Genomic DNA, 17,755 nt, shown 5'->3' with positions numbered 1-17,755 from the left:
CACCGGACCGGATGCCGCGATGAAGGCTCTTGTGACTCGTGACCGGCAGAAGACGGAAGATACCGGCCGGAAATATCAGGAGGTGAGGCGCCATGCGCCTTGCTCTTGCACCGGCAATGCTGGGTAGCTTGCCTTCGACCGGGACATAAGCCCGTCGAACGGACGCGCGCCTAAGCCACCGGGCAGCAAATTGCAAGGATTTTGCGGTGTGCCGAAGCGCAGATGTTACGAAGCGGTAATTTCAGCGATGGCTGCAATGGCCGCTGCAATGGCCTCGTCCCTGCCGAGAGATGATGTGTCGATCAGAAAGGCGTCTGGTGCGGGGATCAACGGCGCGGCGGCTCGGGTGCTGTCGCGTTCATCGCGGCGGCGCAGGTCTTCGGCGATGGTTTCCAGCGTCACATTCTCGCCGCGGCCCTGCATTTCGTTAAAACGGCGCTGGGCGCGGGCATCGACAGAAGCCGTGACAAACAGCTTCACATCCGCTTCGGGCGCGATGACGGTGCCGATATCGCGGCCATCCAGCACTGCGCCGCCAGCCTGTGTCGCAAAAGCGCGCTGCCGGTCGAACAGGGCTTCGCGAACGGCGGGATGGGCAGAGACACGGCTGGCAAGCCCGCCCATCGATTCGGACCGCAGTTCCGGGTTTTCAAGGAGGGTTTCGGGAAACAAGGTCGCCGCCAGCGCATCATCCGGATTGTTGGCATCGCCGCCATTCGCCCGGACCTGATAGCCGACGGCGCGATACAGCAGGCCGGTGTCGAGATGCGGCAATCCGTAATGGGCTGCCAGCGCCTTGGCTATTGTGCCTTTGCCCGAGGCGGTAGGCCCGTCGACAGCAATGATCACTGCGCGACCTTCCTGCGTGACAACAGCGTCCGGCCAAGGCCGAGCAGCGCAATACCCATCCATACAAATTCCAGCACCAGCGTCGGCAGATTGTAATTCACCGTCAGCGATATGGCGAGCAGGGCAGCGCCGATGAGGTTCACCAGATTGAACACCACCATGTTCATGGCCTTGGAAATATTGCTGTAGGCATAGGCTGCCACGATGCAGAAACTGCCGGCAAACCCGATAAGGTCGGCAGCGAACGGGGTGATGAAATTGGTCATGAAGCCCTTTCAAGGAGCATTTTTTCAAATGTCGGAAAACTGGTGGCAATCGGCGCGGTATCATCCACGCTGACGCCGTTTGTGCTGGCAAGACCGGCGATCGCCATGCTCATGGCGATGCGGTGGTCGAGATGGGTGGTGACGGGGCCGCCGCCAGCCAGAGGTGTTCCGCCGGTGCCGGTTATGACGAGACCGTCCTCTCGCTCCTCGACGCTTGCGCCAATGGCGCGCAGCGCGGTTGCCATGACGGAAAGCCGGTCGGATTCCTTCACTCGCAATTCGTCCAGCCCGCTGGTGACGGTCTGGCCTGTTGCAACAGATGCAGCCACAAACAGGACAGGAAATTCATCGATCATGCTGGGAGCAAGGGCAGGGTCCACCGTGATACCGTGCAGTTGCGAATGGCGGACCCGCAGGTCTGCGACGGGCTCACCGCCCACTTCGCGCGGGTTGAGCAGGTCGATCTGGCCGCCCATTTCGCGCAATACGTCGATCAGGCCGGCGCGCGTGGGATTAAGGCCGACATTCTCGATTCGCAGATCGCTGCCCGGCACGATCAATGCCGCAACGATAAAGAAGGCGGCAGAAGATGGATCGCCCGGCACAACAATGTCCTGCGCCACAAGATCGGCATCGCCATGGATGCGAATGATACGCTCCGGCCCGTCAGCGCCTTCAGCTTCCTCCACTTCCAGACGCGCGCCAAATCCCTTCAGCATCCGTTCCGAATGATCGCGGGTGGCAACCGGTTCGATGACGGTGGTAATGCCCGGCGTATTGAGGCCCGCCAGCAGGATCGCGCTTTTGACCTGCGCGGAAGCCACCGGCAGGCGGCAGGTGATCGGCACGGCAGGCAGGCAGCCGCGCATCATCAACGGCAGCGTGCCACCCGGGCTGGGGGTGAATTGCGCGCCCATTTGCGAAAGTGGCTCGATCACGCGGCCCATCGGACGTGCCGAAAGGCTGGCATCGCCGGTAAAGCTGGCAGTAATGCCGTGGCTCGCCACCACGCCCATCAACAGGCGGGTCGATGTGCCGCTATTGCCCATGTCCAATGCCTGTGCAGGCTGGAGCAATCCGCCCACGCCGACCCCGTGAACCGTCCATGTCCCGTCATCGCCGCGTTCAATGGTGGCCCCCATCGCGCGCATCGCAGCGGCAGTCGCCAGCACGTCTTCACCTTCCAGCAGGCCGGTGATCGTGGTTTTGCCAATTGCCAGCGCGCCCAGCATCAGGGACCGGTGGCTGATCGACTTGTCACCGGGCACACGCATGGTTCCGCGCAGCGGGCCCGATGCGGTAAAGCGGCGCGGGGTGGGGGTTTCAGACAAGCGAAGCAGTCCCTATATTGCGGATCGCGCGGAAAGCGGCGGTTTTGACATTGACTGTTTTTGACATCGACTGTTTTTGTAAGGGGCGGCTTTTGACAGCGAGATTGGCCTATGGCAATGCGCGCCCGCTCTTGATTCCGGCGCTGTGCTCATGCACGGGCTGATCCGGACAGCCACGAAGAATTTTACGCATCGGCCAATACGGCCCTGCAGCTCTTAAGGAAACACAATGGTCAAGCCAGAATGGGGTACAAAGCGTTCGTGCCCGAAATGCGGCACCCGCTTTTACGATCTGGGCAAGGAAGATCCGGCAACCTGCATCGAATGCGGTGAAGAATGGTATCCGGAGCCCGTGCTGAAATCCAAGCAGCCGATTCCGTTCGAGGAAGAAAAGAAGAAAGACAAGGAAGCGGATGCTGACCTTGCCGATGATGATCTGGAAGATATCGACGACGATGATGATTCGCCGGACAATGATGTTGACCTGGGCGGCGACGACGACCTTGGCGTAAGCAAGGGCAAGGGCGACGACGAAGAGCCTGAAAGCTGATTTTTTCCTTTTTCCGGTAATCATCCGGAATTTGATGAGGAAAATTCTTGCCAAGCCGGGCCGCCATCCATAAAGGGCGGCGTCCCGGCAATTGGCGGGACAAAAAATTGGTACGGGGCCTTAGCTCAGCTGGGAGAGCGCAACACTGGCAGTGTTGAGGTCAGCGGTTCGATCCCGCTAGGCTCCACCAATTTTCGGATATTTCGGTATCTGTGATATTGAGAGAAAGACGGTCCATGACCGCACGCTGGCCAACGAGGTTTCGTTCGCCGGCGTTTTTGGCATTTAGCGCTGCATTGCTGTGGCGGAGGAGCGAGGAACGATGTTCGACAGTCTGTCAGACCGCCTTGGTGGGGTCTTCGATCGGCTGCGCGGTCGTGGCGCGCTGTCTGAACAGGACGTTCGCGATGCCATGCGCGAAGTGCGCGTGGCCCTGCTCGAAGCCGATGTCGCGCTTCCGGTGGTGCGCCGCTTTGTCGATGCGGTAACCGAAAAAGCGATCGGCGCCGAAGTCCTGAAATCGGTCACGCCGGGCCAGCAAGTCGTCAAGATCGTCAATGACGAATTGATCGAAACGCTGGGCGGCGAAACGCATCAGGGCATCAACCTTGATGTCAAACCCCCGGTCGTCATCATGATGGTCGGCCTGCAGGGTTCGGGCAAGACCACCACCACCGCCAAGCTGGCGAAATATCTTCGCGAAAAGCACGGCAAGAAATCCATCATGGCGTCGCTCGACGTCAATCGTCCTGCTGCGCAGGAACAGTTGGCTGTTCTGGGCCAGCAGATCGACGTGGCGACACTTCCGATAATCGCAGGGCAGCAGCCAGTCGACATTGCGCGCCGCGCGATGGAATCGGCGCGATTGCAGGCAGCCGACGTCTTGCTGCTGGATACGGCGGGCCGTCTGCACGTCGATGAAGCGCTGATGGCGGAAATGAAGGCAGTGGCCGGCATTTCCAACCCGACCGAAGTGCTGCTGGTGGTCGATTCGCTGACCGGGCAGGATGCAGTCAACGTCGCGCAGAGCTTCTCCGGTGAAGTGAACCTGACCGGTGTCGTCCTGACGCGGCTGGATGGTGATGCGCGCGGCGGCGCGGCACTGTCGATGCGCCATGTCACGGGCAAGCCCATCAAATTTGCCGGCACGGGCGAAAAACTGGATGCGCTGGAAGCGTTCCAGCCAAGCCGCATTGCCAACCGCATTCTGGGCATGGGCGATGTCGTCAGCCTGGTGGAAAAGGCTGCGGCCACGATCAAGGCCGAAGATGCCGAAGAACTGGCCAAACGCATGGCGAAGGGTCAGTTTGACCTGAACGACCTGCGCACCCAGTTGAAGCAGATGCAGTCCATGGGCGGCCTTGGCATGTTGGCAGGGATGCTGCCGGGCATGAAGAAAGCCAAGGCGGCGCTGGCGCAGAGCGGCATGGACGACAAGGTGCTGGTCCATATGGATGCGGTGATCGGGTCCATGACGCCCAAGGAACGCGCCAATCCCGCGCTGCTGAATGCAAAGCGCAAGAAACGCGTCGCCGCAGGTGCGGGGATGCAGGTTCAGGACGTAAACCGGTTGCTGAAAATGCATCAGGAAATGTCCAAGGCCATGAAGCAGATCAGGAAAATGGGCGGCCTCAAGGGCCTTGGCGCATTGTTCGGCGGCGGCGGAATGCCGGGCATGGGCGGTGGCGGCATGGGCGCAATGGGCGGCCTACCCGGCGGTATGGGTGGTTTGCCTGGCCTTGGCGGGCCCAAGAAATAACAGTTTTCAACTTAGACAATTCTAACGTTACAAATATTTATACTTGAAAGGTAATCTAACATGGCAATTGCACTTCGGCTTTCGCGCGGTGGTTCCAAGAAGCGTCCTTATTATCGTATCGTGGCCGCTGACCAGCGCGCCCCGCGCGATGGTAAGTATCTGGAACAGATCGGCACATATAACCCGCTGCTCGCCAAGGATGACGAAAAGCGCGTTACGCTGAACGAAGACCGTGCGCGTTACTGGCTCGGCGTTGGCGGCCAGCCAAGTGACCGTGTTGCACGCTTCCTCGATGTTGCCGGCATTCTGGAACGCGCACCGCGCAACAACCCCAACAAGGCAAAGCCAGGTGAAAAGGCTGTTGAGCGCGCTGAAGAAAAGGCTGCCAAGGAAGCTGAAGCTGCAGAAGCCCTGAAGGCTGCTGAAGAAGAAGCCAAGGCTGCACCTGCTGAAGAACCGGCTGCTGAAGAAGCTCCTGCCGAAGAAGCAGCAGCTGAAGACGCACCTGCCGAAGATAAGGCCGAGGGCTGATTTCCTTGGCACAGGACAAGCCCGTTACGCTGGCAGCCATTATCGGCGCGCATGGCGTGACGGGCGAAGTCCGCCTGAAGCTGTTCGGTGAAGGCTGGGACGCGCTCAAGCGTTACAAGACCTTCAACGATGGCGCTTTCACGCTCAGGAAAATCCGCGATGACAACAAGGGCGGCGCAATTGCCCGCTTCGAGGAATGCACCGACCGCAATACGGCTGAAAAGCTGCGCGGCACGGCGCTGACCATCACGCGCGCGGATTTTCCTGAACTGGAAGACGGCGAATATTATCACGCCGACCTGATCGACCTGCCGGCCACCTCCGAAACGGGGGAAGCGCTGGGCAAAGTTGTGCAGGTGATGAATTACGGGGCTGGCGACATCCTCGAAATTGAGCGCCCCAACGGCAAGCGCTTCATGGTTCCAGTGAATGCAGAAGCGGTCCCTGAACTGACCCGTGCAGGAGTGGTCATCGACTCTGCCTTCGTGCTTGAGTAATCAGGCCGGATCATGGTCCTTGGCATTCTTTTTCTGGCAGTAGTCGTGGCCCTGTTTTCCATTGCATTCAGCTTTATCCTGGCTGTGGCCCGCCCCGCGATGTCTCTAAGGCGCAGGGTTCTTGCCGCATCGCTTGGTGCTGGCATCATTCCATCGATTCCGGCTTTTTTTGCGATTGGTTACGATGTGGTAGGTCCGGCCGAACGGATGGTCGCACTCAGCGCGACGGGCGTTTTTGCCCTGCTGATGGCCGGATTGGTCGGCTTTCCGGTGGCCTATGTATTTTCCAGCAGGGCTGGCCGCGGGCGCGCGAGCGTGGCGGATCGAGGGAAGCTGGCCGAATGACCTTTGCTGCAACCATTCTCACCCTTTATCCCGAGATGTTTCCCGGGCCGCTGCGACTGTCATTGGCCGGACGCGCGCTGGAGGAGCAGAAATGGTCGCTCGACACTATCCAGATCCGCGATTTTGCCGCTGACAAGCACCGCACGGTAGATGACACGCCAGCAGGCGGCGGCGCGGGAATGGTGCTGAAGGCAGATGTGCTGGCAGCGGCCATCGACAATGCGCGGATGCAGAACCCGAAAGCGCCGGTGCTGGCGATGACCCCGCGGGGCAAACCCATTTCCCAGGCCCGGATTCGCGAATTGGTGGCGGGGCCGGGTGTCATCATCCTATGCGGCCGCTTTGAGGGGTTTGACGAGCGAATTTTCGAAGGCCGCGTTGTCGAGGAAGTGTCTGTCGGCGATATCGTCCTGTCGGGCGGCGAACCTGCCGCGCTGATGATACTCGATGCTTGCATTCGCCTGCTTCCCGGCGTAATGGGCGCGGCTTCGAGTGGTACCGAGGAATCCTTTGAACAGGGTTTGCTCGAATATCCTCAATATACCCGACCTCAGGAATGGGAAGGGCGCACGATCCCCGAAGTGCTGCGATCGGGGGATCATGCGAAGATTTCTGCTTGGCGAAAAGCCATGTCGGAAGATCACACACGGTTACGCAGGCCGGACCTTTGGGAACGCCATTGTGGTGTTCGGGACCGACCTGCCTCTGGCGCGCGGCGAGAAAATGAGGACCAAGGTCAATGAACCTTATCCAGGAACTTGAAGCGGAAGCCATCAAGGCATTCCGTGACGGGAAGGACATCCCGGAATTCCGCGCAGGCGATACCGTCCGCGTGGGTGTGCGCGTTGTCGAAGGCACGCGCGAACGTGTCCAGAATTTTGAAGGCGTCTGCATCGCTCGCTCCAATCGCGGCATGGGCAGCAACTTCACCGTTCGTAAAATGAGCTTCGGTGAAGGTGTGGAACGCGTGTTCCCGCTGTATTCGCCAGTTGTCGACAACATCACCGTGGTGCGCCGCGGTATCGTGCGTCGGGCGAAGCTGTATTATCTGCGTGGCCTTACCGGCAAGCGCGCACGTATTGCTGAACGTCGGGATTTTGCGCCCAAGGCGTAATATCTGCGTCGTTCGTCAAGAACGTTTGAAAAACAGGCGCTCCGGCTTACAAGCCGGGGCGCCTTTTTTGTTTCACGATCAGGATCGTTCACTATGCGGCTTACTTCGTCACTGGTTCTTGCCGCCACAGCATTTGGCAGCGTTCTCGGTTTCCCAACTCTCGCCGCAGCACAGCAGCAGGAGCAGCCTGTGATTCAAGACCAGAGCGATGCCGCACTGACATTCGAACGCGTATTTGCCAGCCCGTCGCTGGACGGGTCTTCCCCGCGTGAGGCGAAACTTTCCCCCGACGGGCGTTTCCTGACTCTGCTGCGCAACCGCGCCGAAGACCGCGACCGGTATGATCTGTGGGGTTTCGACCGTGATACAGGCGAATGGCGGATGCTGGTGGATTCCCAGCAGATCGGCAGCGGGCGTGAATTGTCCGAAGATGAAAAAATGCAGCGTGAACGCAGCCGTGTCAGCAACATCAAGGGCATCATCACCTATCAGTGGTCGTCCGATGGCAAGGCAATCCTCGTGCCACTGGACGGCGACCTGTATCTGGCGGGTCTGGACGGCACGATTACCCGGCTGACCAATACAGAAGAAGGCGAACTGAACCCCCGGCTGAGCCAGACCGGCGCGCATATTTCCTTTGTCCGCAACCGCCAGCTGTGGGTCGGCCCGGTGGATGGCAGCAATGCGGTGCCTGTCACACCGGCAGAAGAAGACACGGTTCGCTGGGGCGAGGCGGAATTCGTGGCGCAGGAAGAAATGGGCCGGATGACCGGTTTCTGGTGGTCAGCCGATGACAAGCGCATCGCAGTCGAACGGTTTGACGAAAAATCGGTCGGCATTGTCACCCGCGCGGCTATCGGTGCCACCGGGACCAAAGTGTATGACCAGCGCTACCCTGTGGCAGGCTCTGCCAATGTGGATGTAAGCCTGTATGTGATGGACCCCGATGGGAAGAACCGCGTGGCGGTTGATCTGGGGGCGGACAAGGACATTTATCTGGCGCGGGTGGATTGGTCGCCTGATGGCAGCGCCCTCTATGTGCAGCGGCAGAACCGCGCCCAGACCGTGCTCGATATGCTGAAAGTCGATCCTGCCACTGGCAAAAGCACTGTGCTGTTTACCGAAACGCCGGCCTTGCCCGACTATTGGGTGAATCTGACGGATAATTACAAATTCCTGAAAGACGGCAGCCTTGTCTGGTGGTCCGAACGGGATGGCTTTGGCCATTTGTATCATCTGGCCAATGGCAAATGGACACAGCTGACGGCGGGCGACTGGGTGGTGACAAAACTGCTTGGCGTGGATGAAGAGAGCGGCCGGATAAGTTTTGCCGGCACGCGTGACGGCGTTCTGGCGCAGCAGATTTACGCGATCAATCTTGCCAGCCCCAATGACATCACCCGCTTAAGCGATACAGCATTCGCCAATTCTGCCAGCATGGACACCAAGGGGCGCACGCTGCTGATATCGCGGTCTGCCGCAAACCAGCCGCCGCAATCCTATATTGCCGATGCGCAAGGCCAGCGGCTGGAATGGATCGAAGAAAACAGGCTCGATCAGGGGCATCCCTATGCGCCTTATCTTGCCAGCCATACCATGCCGGAATTCGGCACGATTGCGGCAGAAGATGGCACGCCACTGCATTGGAAGATGATCCGGCCCAAAATGGAAAAAGGCAAAACCTATCCGGTATTCTTCAACCATTATGGCGGCCCGCATGCCCAGGTGGTCAACAAGGCATGGGGAGGGTCGCTGCAGCAGGCGGTGGTCGACAAGGGCTATATCTGGTTCGAGATCGACAATCGCGGAAGTGCAAACCGGGGCGCAGCATTCGAACAGCCTATTTCCCGCGCCATGGGCAGCGTGGAAGTGGCCGACCAGAAGGCGGGCGCGAAATTCCTGCAAACCCTGGGCTATGTCGATCCTGCAAAAATCGCGCTATATGGCTGGTCCTATGGCGGTTACATGACGTTGAAGCAGTTGCAGGCTGACCCCGGCCTATATGCCGCAGGCATTTCTGGCGCGCCGGTCACGCGGTGGGAACTGTATGATACCCACTATACCGAACGTTATATGGGCAACCCGCAAGATGTGAAAAGCGCGTATGATGCATCCAACGCGATAGACCAGTCTGCCCGCATGACCGATCCGCTGCTGCTGGTGCATGGCATGGCGGACGATAATGTGGTGTTTGAAAACAGCAGCGAACTGATTGCGCGCCTGCAGGGTGCCAATCAGTCGTTCGAAATGATGCTGTATCCGGGCTTCACCCACCGCGTTTCCGGGGCGAAGATCAGCCCGCATTTGTGGAATACGATTTTCAGCTTTCTCGAAAAGCACGGCGTCACTCCGCCAGAATAATACCGGTAGGCCAATTGCGGCTGCCACGGCTGGTTTATTATGCGGACGAGCTTGATTTGCGGCCGGTAAAGACGATTTGCGTTGCGAGCAGCGCCATGCCCCTTACTGCGGGCGCGAACATGAACTGGAGTTGGTAGATGGGTTATCGCGTAGTAGTCGTGGGTGCGACCGGCAATGTGGGCCGCGAGATCATGGCGATCCTGGCTGAACGGGAATTTCCGATTGACGAAATCGCCGCTGTTGCCAGCGCGCGTTCGCATAATTCCGAAGTTGAATTCGGCGACACTGGCAAAATGCTGAAGTGTAAAAATATCGAGCATTTTGACTGGGCCGGGTGGGATATCGCCCTGTTTGCCGCCGGTTCTGACGCTACGCGCACCTATGCCCCTAAGGCCGCTGCCGCTGGCTGCGTCGTCATTGATAACAGCTCGCTTTACCGCATGGACCCGGATGTCCCCCTGATCGTGCCGGAAGTGAACCCTGATGCGATTGATGGCTATTCCAGGCGCAACATCATCGCCAACCCCAATTGCTCGACAGCGCAGCTGGTAGTGGCCCTGAAGCCCCTGCACGATGCCGCGACCATCAAGCGCGTGGTGGTCAGCACCTATCAATCCGTATCCGGCGCGGGCAAGGCGGGGATGGACGAATTGTTCGAGCAAAGCCGCGCCATTTTTGTTGGCGACAGCTGCGAACCGAGGAAATTCACCAAGCAGATCGCGTTCAATGTCATCCCCCATATTGATGTTTTCCTGGACGATGGCTCGACCAAGGAAGAATGGAAAATGGTGGTCGAAACCAAGAAAATCCTCGATCCCAAGATCAAGCTGACAGCAACCTGCGTGCGCGTGCCGGTGTTCGTGGGCCATTCCGAAGCCGTGAATATCGAATTCGAAAACGAGCTGACGTCGGAGCAGGCGCAGGATATCCTGCGCGAAGCCCCCGGCATCATGCTGGTCGATAAGCGGGAGGATGAAGGCTACGTCACGCCGGTTGAATGTGCTGGCGACAGTGCCACCTATGTCAGCCGCGTGCGCGAAGACCCGACGGTGGAACATGGGCTGACGCTGTGGTGCGTATCGGACAATCTGCGCAAGGGCGCGGCGCTGAATGCGGTGCAGATTGCCGAACTGCTGGGCCGCCGCCATTTGAAAAAGGGCTAGGGCGCTGGCCTTCCGGCTGATCGCGAACATGGTGCTGGGGGCCATTGCGCTTGGATCATGTTCGCCCACGCCGGACAGCCAGCCGATGCAGGCCCAAAACGCAGGAGCCCAAAACTCAGGGTCCCAAAGCGGGAAAGATCAGTCGCTAGACAGCGAACCACTGGCGCAAGCGGTAATGTCCAGCCGCGTCCATCCATCAGCAACAGGTCTGGAAATTGCCGGACCCGGCGCACAGAACCTGTCGTTCGGGCAGGAACGCGCCGTGGTGGAACAAGCCGTGGTCAGCCGCATGGGAGAACCGGTGAGCCGCCTTGCCAATCAAGAATGCGGCGCTGGCCCCATGCAATTCACCAGTTTTGCAGGCGGGCTGACGCTCAATTTCCAGAACGGCGCTTTTGCAGGCTGGGCGCTGGAACGGAGCGAGGAAGACAAGGGCTTTACCACCGCCAGGGGCATAGGCGTGGGGTCACAAGAAGCTGCTCTAAAGGCCGCTTATGCGGTAGAGCGGATCGAGGGCAGCACCCTGGGTGATGAGTTCACCTCAACAGGCGGCATCAACGGTTTCCTATCGGACAGGGGCAGCGGCAAACAGGTGGAAAGCCTGTATGCAGGGACCAACTGTTTTTTCAGGTGAGGTGAGGATGACTTTGAAGGCTGATCTCTATTTTTCATTCCGGTCGCCCTACAGCTATCTGGCGATTGGCCGGTATCGTGCCCTGACCGAGATTTACGATGTCGAGATTGACCTGCGCCCGGTTTATCCGCTGGCGATCAGGCAGCCTGATTTCTTTGAGCGCAGCCACCCCAATTGGCTCGGCTATACGGTCCGCGACATGATGCGTGTGGCCCAGTTTCATTCCATCCCATTTGCAGCCCCCAAACCTGATCCGATTGTGCAGGATATGGCAACGCGGCGGATTGCGGATGAGCAGCCACATATCTTCCGGTTGACAAGGCTGGGGCAAGTGGCCGCACGCAAGGGCAAGGGACTGGTATTTGCAGAAGAAGTGTCACGCCTGATCTGGGGTGGCACGGCCGGGTGGCACGAGGGTGATCATCTTGCCAATGCCGCGGCGCGGGCCGGGCTTGATTGGGCAGAACTGGAAGAACAGGCTGCGTCTGATGCTGCTGCGCTGGATGATGAAATTGCCGCCAATCAGCAGGCGCTGGAAGACAGCGGCCATTGGGGCGTGCCCACGCTGGTGTTCGATGGCGAGCCGTTTTTCGGGCAGGACCGGATTGAAATGGTCCTGTGGCGCATGAATGAAAAAGGCCTTGCCGAACGCTGAGCCGCGCAGCCCCGGTGGTTGGCACTTATTCCGGCGGCGGGGGCGGCGCGCCAGCACCTGGTCCGGGCCCCGGACCTTTGCCCGGTCCGGCATTGCGCCGCATCAGAAACGCCATGGGCACCGCTGCCAGTGTCAGCCACATCATCAGCCAGAAATCATCGATATAGGCAATCATGGCCGCCTGCCGGTTGACTTCAAGATCGAGTAATCTGAGCCCCACGTCACCCATCGACTGGAACTGGTCCACGGTCGAGATATCGACCACGCTGCTGGCCGTAGAAGTGACATTGCTGCCCAGATCGGCATGAGCGGTCTGGATATTGCGGGCCAGCAATACTGTCATCAGGGAAATGCCAGCCGAAGCGCCGACGGACCGGAACAGATTCAGCAGGCTGGAACCATCGGTGCGCATGCGGGGGGGAAGGGTGGCAAAGGCGCTGACATTGAGTGGGATGAAAACCAGCCCCATGCCAAGGCCCTGAACAAGTCCGGAGGCGATGATGGTCTGCTGGTCCACACCCAGCGACCAGTGGGACATTTCCCACAGCGATAATGTGGTGATGAGGAAGCCACTGGCCACCACGGGGCGCGAATCCACGCCCTTGCGCATCAGCAATCCGGCCACTTGCATGCTTATCAGCACGCCCACCCCGCGCGGCATCAGCACGATGCCGGTATCAATCACGCTATAGCCGAACAGATGCTGCAACATGGGCGGAAGCAAAGCCATGGTGGCGAACATGATGATGCCGATGGCCACCATGAAAAACAGTGCCAGCGTGAAATTGCGGTCCCTGAACATCACCGGATCAAACAGGGCACCCCGCGCGGAAGCAAGATGAATGACCGTCATCCATGCGCCCGATATTAGGAGGAAACTATAGAGCCATATTTCGCCGGATTGAAACCAGTCCACCTGTTGCCCGCGGTCAAGAACCAGCTGGAACGATGTAAGCGTAATGGCGATGAGGGCAAAGCCGAGGAGGTCGAATTTGCGCCGTGTGCCATCGCGGTGCGGCAGGTTTGCCATCAGGATCGCCAGCGCCAGCGCGCCAACCGGCAGGTTGACATAAAATACCCAGCGCCAACTGGCATATTCGGTCAGCCAGCCGCCCAGAACCGGCCCCAGAATAGGCCCGATCATGATTCCCATGCCCCACAGCGCCATCATTTGCGGATGGCGGCTGGGCTTGGTGGTATCCAGCATGAAGGACTGGCTGAGAGGCGCAATAAAAGCGCCTGCAACACCCTGAATGGCGCGGAACAGGACCATTTCTTCCAGGTTCTGCGCTGCACCGCACAGCATGGATGCCAGGATGAAGCCTGTGACCGAGAGAATAAACAGCCGCCGCCCGCCAATCCTGTCGGCCAGCCAGCCTGTAATCGGCATGGCAACGGCAGAAGCGATGATATAGCTGGTCAGCACCCAGGTGACGGTATCGGCCGTGGCCCCCAGTGATGATTGCATGTGCGGGATGGCCACATTGGCAATTGTGGTGTCCAGCACTTGCAGCAATGACGCAGCCATAATGCCGACAATGAGCAGCATGTGGTTGGCAACCGGCAATTGCGCCTCATCAGCGCCCGTTGCTGGCGGCGGACCTGCGGCGCTGGTGCCGGGCGGCGCGGCCGAAGCCATCTGCCTAGCGCTTCCGACCATCCGTAAAGACGGTAATTTCGCTCGACAGTCCGGCAATAAGCGCGCGCGGGCTCTTGCTGTCTATGGCAATGCGGACAGGCACACGCTGCGTCACCTTGACCCAGTTGCCAGTGGCATTCTGGGCGGGAAGAACGGAAAATTCCGATCCCGTGCCCGCACCGATGGACGCCACGTGCCCTTTCAGGACCAACTCGGGATAGGCGTCAAAGCGGATTTCAGCAGACTGGCCCACTGCCATATCGGCAAGATCGGTCTCCTTGAAATTGGCTTCGACATAACTCGTGCGGCTTTCGACCAGCGTGACAACGGGCAGGCCGGCGACAATCTGCTGGCCGGTCTGCAACCGGTCCGCTTCTGCGATGCGGCCTGCCATGGGCGCGCGTACCTGTGTGCGCGAAAGGTTCAGTCGGGCGGTTTGGCGCTGCACCGTGGCCGCTGCCACTTGCGGATTCTGGCCAGGCACTGCAGCGCCTGTGGCCAGCCGGGCGCGCGCTTCCTGCGACTGGGCCTGCGCCATGCGCAGCTCCTCTCGCGCCTGCGCCACGCTATGCTGCGCCGCTTCATAATCAGCCTTGGTGGTAAAGCCGCGATCCCACAGGGCCTGCTGGCGCTGCAAGTGTGACTGGGCAAAGGCAATCTGTTCGCGTGCGGCTGATATATCGGCGCCCGACAATGCACTGTCATTGGCAAGCGCTGTGACATTGGCCTGCGCGCCGGCAATGGCAGCATCGGCCTGCGCAACCTCCAGGCGGAAAGGCTCAGGATCGATGGTGAACAGCAGGTCGCCAGCGGCAACTTCATCGCCTTCGGCAACGGCCACCTGCACAATTCGCCCGCCTACTTCCGCGCTGATGGAAACCTTGTCCTGTTTGAGGTAGGCATTATCGGTCGAAACAGTGCCCTGCAGGCCATACCAGTAAAAACCGCCCGCCAGCAGCAGTGCCAACGGCACCAGCGCCATCAGGCCCAAACGGCCCAAGCGGCGCCTGGGTCTGGCTGTTTCAGCCGTGCTGTCACCACCTGTATCAGCCGAAGAATTGTGTGTGTGAGGCACAGGCGGGGTGGGATCTGCTTCAGCCATTGGCCGCATCCTTGAAATCACGACGTGCGGAAAGATTGCTGCCGATCAGCGTCAGCATGCGGGTGAATTCGGCGCGGTCGGCATCGTCCATCCCGGTTAGCGCTTCTTCGACCATTTCGCCGATATGCCCGGCCAGCCGGCTGACTTGCGCATCGGCCTTGGGGGTGAGGTGCAGGTTCCACGCCCGCCGGTCCGCCGGATCACGCCTGCGTTCAACCAGCCCTGCTTCTTCCAGCCGGTCCACCATACGGCACAGGGTTATCGCTTCCACATCCAGACGATCAGCATAGAAGCCCTGATTCTGGCCGCCTTCACGATCCAGCATGAGGAGGAGGCGAGCCTGCGGGCCAGTGACGCCAAGAGCGCGCACACGCTGGTCAAAAGCGCGGCGCAGCTGGCGGGAATTATCCGCCATCAAATATCCGATATTAGCCATGTCGAGGCCACATATAATAAGCTGCCTTACTATTGGCAACGTCTGTCTGTTACGGGTTTTCCAGCCCATGGATATCGGGTAACAGCGCCGCATTCAGCGCGTCCTGCCGGCGCGCGGATGCAAGAAGGGTCATTGCCATCACTGCTGCTGAAATCACGCTGGACATGCTGCCATCCTTTGACGGGGTGGAACTGGCGATACACCGGCAGGGCGCGGGCCGCCCTGTGCTGCTGCTGCACGGCCTGTTTTCCAATGCGGAGATGAACTGGATCCGGTTTGGCCATGCACAAAAGCTGGTGGATGCCGGATTCGAAGTCATCATGCCGGATTTGCGCGCCCATGGGCACAGCGCGCATCCGCATGACAGCGCTGCCTATCCGCCGGATGTGCTGGCACGCGACGTGCAGGCCATTGTCAGTGGACTGGGCCTGACGGATTTTGACATGGCGGGTTTCTCGCTTGGTTCAAGAACCGCGGCGCGGGCTGTTATTTCCGGCGTCATGCCGCGCCGGCTGGGGCTGTGCGGCATGGGGCTGGAAGGGCTGGCGGGGTGGAACAGGCGCGCTGCATTCTTTATCGATGCGATTGACCGATTTGACGAAGTGAAGCGGGGTGACCCTGCGTTCATGGCGGTCAGCTTCATGAAAACCATGAAGGTTGATCGTGACGCTGCGCGGCTGCTGCTGCAGTCTGTCGCGGATACCACGCCCGATGAATTGTCAGCCCTGTCCATGCCTGTGCTGGTGCTGTGCGGGGACAAGGATGAAGATAATGGCTCTGCCCCGGCGCTTGCCGAAATTCTGCCTGACGCGCTTTATGTGGCAATCCCCGGCACGCATATGTCATCTGTCACCGAAGGGGCGATGGGCGACGCGCTGGTCGAATTTTTTAAAAATTAGGTAAAACAGCGTGGTGGACGCTGGTTTGGCGCGGCGCCCGGGCTGACAATGGGCACGCGGCCTGCTAGGGCACTCTTAACGCAAGGGCCAGGCGGCCTGCCTGATGTCCGACACCACACAATTCCGAATGCCAGGCACAGTATGTTACCGGAAGAAACCTCGATATTATGATGAAGGGTGATGCGACGCACGAAAGGGCGGGCTGGCGCGAAATTGTTGCCTTGCCTGAATTTGGCATCGCGCGGCTTCGCGCCAAGATTGATACTGGCGCACGCACGTCGGCGCTGCATGCGTCCGATCTTGAAAATTTTGAACGCGATGGGCAGCCGTGGGTCCGGTTCAGGCTGATTTGCGAAGATGGTGTAAACCGCCTGTGCGAAGCGCCGCGTGTGGCCCGCCGGATGATTACCAGTTCCAATGGCGAATCCCAGGAACGCCTGATTGTCAAAACCACCCTGTCGATGGGGACCCAGGTTTTCAGGGCCGAATTCAGCCTGGCTGACCGGTCTGACATGCTGTTCCCGATGCTGGTGGGGCGCACCGCGCTGCGCCGGCGTTTTCTGGTCGATTCCGCAAAATCCTTTCTGTTGCCAGAACCTGTTTGTACCAAGGAAACTCCATGAAAATTGCGATGCTGGCACGAAACGCCAACCTGTATTCACACCAGCGGCTGAAGGATGCTGCTGAAACCCGCGGCCATACGCTCGAAATTCTCAACACCACGCGCTGCACGGTCAACATCGCCAGCCATCGCCCTACGGTGATGTATAATGGCCAGACACTGGGCACATTTGACGCGGTGATCCCGCGCATTGGCGCGTCCATCACCAATTATGGACTGGCCGTGCTGCGCCAGTTCGAAATGGCCGGCACCTGGCCGCTCAACGAAAGTGTGGCGATCGGGCGCAGCCGCGACAAGCTGCGTTCCACCCAGATCATGGCCAAGCACGGGCTGGGCCTGCCGCTGACGGCCTATGCCAACGATCCCAAGCAGGCCGAAGCGATCATCAAGGCGGTCAATGGCCCGCCAGTGGTGATCAAGCTGCTGGAAGGCACGCAGGGGATTGGCGTGGTGCTGGCTGAAACGCTGAAGGGCGGGGCATCCATCATCGAGGCATTCCGCGGCGCGAATGTGAACATCATGGTGCAGGAATTCATCAAGGAAGCCGGCGGATCGGACATTCGCTGCCTGGTGGTGGGCGGCAAGGTCGTGGCAGCCATGAAGCGGCAGGGGGCGGAAGGCGAATTTCGCAGCAATCTGCACCGCGGCGGCACGGCGCAGCTGATCAAGATCACGCCCGAAGAACGCTCAACCGCAGTGCGCGCGGCGAAGCATATGGGCCTGAATGTCTGCGGCGTGGATCTGCTGCGCAGCAATCACGGGCCGGTCATCATGGAAGTGAATTCCTCCCCCGGCCTCGAAGGCATCGAAAACGCCACCGGCAAGGATATCGCGGGCCAGATCATTGAATTTATCGAGGCCAATGCAAAGGCCGGTAAAACCAGGACCAAAGGCAAGGGGTGAGGGGGCTGGAATAATCCACCCGGATTTCGCTGGATAGTGCTGGATGAAAAAACAGACCGGCGGCAAGCGACCCAATGGCGACCGTCTCGCCAAGTCGAA

Annotated in this window: 20 protein-coding genes and 1 tRNA gene; 15 read left to right on the top strand and 6 right to left on the bottom strand. The window is 59.7% G+C overall.

Annotated elements, in window-relative coordinates; translation table 11 throughout:
* Positions 1–225: 225 nt before the first annotated feature.
* Genes cmk through aroA form a run of 3 tightly spaced genes read right to left on the bottom strand, consistent with a single transcriptional unit; the run spans position 226 to position 2,446 of the window.
* Positions 226–849, bottom strand: a complete 624-nt coding sequence (gene cmk / locus GRI44_RS06300; RefSeq protein ID WP_160600527.1) for a (d)CMP kinase — start codon at positions 847–849, stop codon at positions 226–228.
* Complete coding sequence (locus GRI44_RS06295) at positions 846–1,115, bottom strand: CBU_0592 family membrane protein (protein ID WP_160600526.1); 270 nt, start codon at positions 1,113–1,115, stop codon at positions 846–848. Before GRI44_RS06295 ends, cmk begins: the two co-directional genes overlap by 4 nt.
* Positions 1,112–2,446: a 3-phosphoshikimate 1-carboxyvinyltransferase gene (gene aroA, locus GRI44_RS06290; RefSeq protein WP_160600525.1), complete on the bottom strand. Its 1,335-nt coding sequence runs from the start codon at positions 2,444–2,446 to the stop codon at positions 1,112–1,114. The genes GRI44_RS06295 and aroA overlap by 4 nt, the downstream gene beginning before the upstream one ends.
* Positions 2,447–2,675: 229 nt before the next feature.
* Between aroA and GRI44_RS06285 the strand changes: the two genes are divergently transcribed.
* The 12 genes from GRI44_RS06285 to GRI44_RS06230 all read left to right on the top strand — a co-directional run bounded on the left by GRI44_RS06285 (position 2,676) and on the right by GRI44_RS06230 (position 12,055).
* The gene (locus tag GRI44_RS06285) at positions 2,676–2,996 is read left to right on the top strand and encodes a TIGR02300 family protein (RefSeq protein ID WP_160600524.1); all 321 of its coding nucleotides are present in this window, start codon (positions 2,676–2,678) and stop codon (positions 2,994–2,996) included.
* A 114-nt stretch (positions 2,997–3,110) separates the two neighbouring features.
* Positions 3,111–3,186: transfer RNA gene (locus tag GRI44_RS06280), tRNA-Ala, on the top strand.
* 132 nt (positions 3,187–3,318) lie between these two features.
* Entirely contained in the window at positions 3,319–4,755 is a 1,437-nt protein-coding gene (gene ffh, locus GRI44_RS06275; protein WP_160600523.1) for a signal recognition particle protein, read from the top strand.
* A gap of 60 nt (positions 4,756–4,815) precedes the next feature.
* Positions 4,816–5,286 (top strand): 30S ribosomal protein S16, encoded by a 471-nt coding sequence (gene rpsP, locus GRI44_RS06270; protein WP_160600522.1) that lies wholly within the window; start codon positions 4,816–4,818, stop codon positions 5,284–5,286.
* 5 nt (positions 5,287–5,291) lie between these two features.
* Positions 5,292–5,783, top strand: a complete 492-nt coding sequence (rimM, locus tag GRI44_RS06265) for a ribosome maturation factor RimM (RefSeq protein ID WP_160600521.1) — start codon at positions 5,292–5,294, stop codon at positions 5,781–5,783.
* A gap of 12 nt (positions 5,784–5,795) precedes the next feature.
* Positions 5,796–6,128 carry a hypothetical protein gene (locus GRI44_RS06260; RefSeq protein WP_160600520.1) on the top strand — a complete coding sequence of 111 codons (333 nt, stop codon included), beginning with the start codon at positions 5,796–5,798 and terminating at the stop codon, positions 6,126–6,128.
* Complete coding sequence (gene trmD / locus GRI44_RS06255; RefSeq protein WP_160600519.1) at positions 6,125–6,871, top strand: tRNA (guanosine(37)-N1)-methyltransferase TrmD; 747 nt, start codon at positions 6,125–6,127, stop codon at positions 6,869–6,871. Before GRI44_RS06260 ends, trmD begins: the two co-directional genes overlap by 4 nt.
* Positions 6,868–7,242: a 50S ribosomal protein L19 gene (rplS, locus tag GRI44_RS06250; RefSeq protein WP_160600518.1), complete on the top strand. Its 375-nt coding sequence runs from the start codon at positions 6,868–6,870 to the stop codon at positions 7,240–7,242. The genes trmD and rplS overlap by 4 nt, the downstream gene beginning before the upstream one ends.
* Before the next feature lie 93 nt (positions 7,243–7,335).
* Positions 7,336–9,603: a S9 family peptidase gene (locus GRI44_RS06245; RefSeq protein ID WP_160600517.1), complete on the top strand. Its 2,268-nt coding sequence runs from the start codon at positions 7,336–7,338 to the stop codon at positions 9,601–9,603.
* Positions 9,604–9,740: 137 nt separating this feature from the next.
* On the top strand, positions 9,741–10,766 hold the full coding sequence (locus GRI44_RS06240; RefSeq protein WP_160600516.1) for an aspartate-semialdehyde dehydrogenase: 1,026 nt from the start codon (positions 9,741–9,743) through the stop codon (positions 10,764–10,766).
* Between the two features lie 175 nt (positions 10,767–10,941).
* Positions 10,942–11,400: an aspartate-semialdehyde dehydrogenase gene (locus GRI44_RS06235; RefSeq protein ID WP_160600515.1), complete on the top strand. Its 459-nt coding sequence runs from the start codon at positions 10,942–10,944 to the stop codon at positions 11,398–11,400.
* A gap of 7 nt (positions 11,401–11,407) precedes the next feature.
* Positions 11,408–12,055, top strand: coding sequence for a 2-hydroxychromene-2-carboxylate isomerase (locus GRI44_RS06230; RefSeq protein WP_160600514.1), 648 nt, complete (start codon positions 11,408–11,410; stop codon positions 12,053–12,055).
* Positions 12,056–12,080: 25 nt separating this feature from the next.
* Here GRI44_RS06230 and GRI44_RS06225 read toward each other — a convergent pair whose 3' ends face one another.
* Genes GRI44_RS06225 through GRI44_RS06215 form a run of 3 tightly spaced genes read right to left on the bottom strand, consistent with a single transcriptional unit; the run spans position 12,081 to position 15,232 of the window.
* Complete coding sequence (locus GRI44_RS06225; protein ID WP_232842990.1) at positions 12,081–13,715, bottom strand: MDR family MFS transporter; 1,635 nt, start codon at positions 13,713–13,715, stop codon at positions 12,081–12,083.
* The gene (locus tag GRI44_RS06220) at positions 13,699–14,796 is read right to left on the bottom strand and encodes an HlyD family secretion protein (protein ID WP_232842989.1); all 1,098 of its coding nucleotides are present in this window, start codon (positions 14,794–14,796) and stop codon (positions 13,699–13,701) included. The genes GRI44_RS06225 and GRI44_RS06220 overlap by 17 nt, the downstream gene beginning before the upstream one ends.
* Positions 14,789–15,232 carry a MarR family winged helix-turn-helix transcriptional regulator gene (locus GRI44_RS06215; RefSeq protein ID WP_160600513.1) on the bottom strand — a complete coding sequence of 148 codons (444 nt, stop codon included), beginning with the start codon at positions 15,230–15,232 and terminating at the stop codon, positions 14,789–14,791. Before GRI44_RS06215 ends, GRI44_RS06220 begins: the two co-directional genes overlap by 8 nt.
* A 164-nt stretch (positions 15,233–15,396) precedes the next feature.
* On the opposite strand from GRI44_RS06215, the gene GRI44_RS06210 reads away from it, so the two are divergent.
* The 3 genes from GRI44_RS06210 to rimK all read left to right on the top strand — a co-directional run bounded on the left by GRI44_RS06210 (position 15,397) and on the right by rimK (position 17,656).
* A complete protein-coding gene (locus GRI44_RS06210; protein WP_160600512.1) occupies positions 15,397–16,131 on the top strand; it encodes an alpha/beta fold hydrolase in 735 nt (244 codons plus the stop codon).
* Positions 16,132–16,298: 167 nt separating this feature from the next.
* A complete protein-coding gene (locus GRI44_RS06205; protein ID WP_232842988.1) occupies positions 16,299–16,754 on the top strand; it encodes an ATP-dependent zinc protease family protein in 456 nt (151 codons plus the stop codon).
* The gene (rimK, locus tag GRI44_RS06200; protein ID WP_160600511.1) at positions 16,751–17,656 is read left to right on the top strand and encodes a 30S ribosomal protein S6--L-glutamate ligase; all 906 of its coding nucleotides are present in this window, start codon (positions 16,751–16,753) and stop codon (positions 17,654–17,656) included. Before GRI44_RS06205 ends, rimK begins: the two co-directional genes overlap by 4 nt.
* Positions 17,657–17,755 lie beyond the last annotated feature (99 nt).

This window comes from Allopontixanthobacter confluentis (assembly GCF_009827615.1).
Classification (GTDB): Bacteria; Pseudomonadota; Alphaproteobacteria; order Sphingomonadales; family Sphingomonadaceae; genus Allopontixanthobacter; species Allopontixanthobacter confluentis.
The sequence above is the reverse complement of the archived record's forward strand: the minus strand, read 5'-3'. Positions and strand labels throughout refer to the sequence as shown.

Excerpts from the sequence above, each read along its gene's own strand:
- ffh (WP_160600523.1), top strand. The coding sequence starts at position 3,319 with ATGTTCGACAGTCTGTCAGACCGCCTTGGTGGGGTCTTCGATCGGCTG.
- GRI44_RS06240 (WP_160600516.1), top strand. The coding sequence starts at position 9,741 with ATGGGTTATCGCGTAGTAGTCGTGGGTGCGACCGGCAATGTGGGCCGC.
- trmD (WP_160600519.1), top strand. The coding sequence starts at position 6,125 with ATGACCTTTGCTGCAACCATTCTCACCCTTTATCCCGAGATGTTTCCC.
- rplS (WP_160600518.1), top strand. The coding sequence starts at position 6,868 with ATGAACCTTATCCAGGAACTTGAAGCGGAAGCCATCAAGGCATTCCGT.
- rpsP (WP_160600522.1), top strand. The coding sequence starts at position 4,816 with ATGGCAATTGCACTTCGGCTTTCGCGCGGTGGTTCCAAGAAGCGTCCT.
- GRI44_RS06220 (WP_232842989.1), bottom strand. The coding sequence starts at position 14,796 with ATGGCTGAAGCAGATCCCACCCCGCCTGTGCCTCACACACACAATTCT.
- GRI44_RS06215 (WP_160600513.1), bottom strand. The coding sequence starts at position 15,232 with ATGGCTAATATCGGATATTTGATGGCGGATAATTCCCGCCAGCTGCGC.
- GRI44_RS06295 (WP_160600526.1), bottom strand. The coding sequence starts at position 1,115 with ATGACCAATTTCATCACCCCGTTCGCTGCCGACCTTATCGGGTTTGCC.
- GRI44_RS06245 (WP_160600517.1), top strand. The coding sequence starts at position 7,336 with ATGCGGCTTACTTCGTCACTGGTTCTTGCCGCCACAGCATTTGGCAGC.
- GRI44_RS06285 (WP_160600524.1), top strand. The coding sequence starts at position 2,676 with ATGGTCAAGCCAGAATGGGGTACAAAGCGTTCGTGCCCGAAATGCGGC.
- GRI44_RS06205 (WP_232842988.1), top strand. The coding sequence starts at position 16,299 with ATGATGAAGGGTGATGCGACGCACGAAAGGGCGGGCTGGCGCGAAATT.
- GRI44_RS06225 (WP_232842990.1), bottom strand. The coding sequence starts at position 13,715 with ATGGTCGGAAGCGCTAGGCAGATGGCTTCGGCCGCGCCGCCCGGCACC.
- GRI44_RS06260 (WP_160600520.1), top strand. The coding sequence starts at position 5,796 with ATGGTCCTTGGCATTCTTTTTCTGGCAGTAGTCGTGGCCCTGTTTTCC.
- GRI44_RS06230 (WP_160600514.1), top strand. The coding sequence starts at position 11,408 with ATGACTTTGAAGGCTGATCTCTATTTTTCATTCCGGTCGCCCTACAGC.
- GRI44_RS06235 (WP_160600515.1), top strand. The coding sequence starts at position 10,942 with ATGTCCAGCCGCGTCCATCCATCAGCAACAGGTCTGGAAATTGCCGGA.
- rimK (WP_160600511.1), top strand. The coding sequence starts at position 16,751 with ATGAAAATTGCGATGCTGGCACGAAACGCCAACCTGTATTCACACCAG.
- GRI44_RS06210 (WP_160600512.1), top strand. The coding sequence starts at position 15,397 with ATGCTGCCATCCTTTGACGGGGTGGAACTGGCGATACACCGGCAGGGC.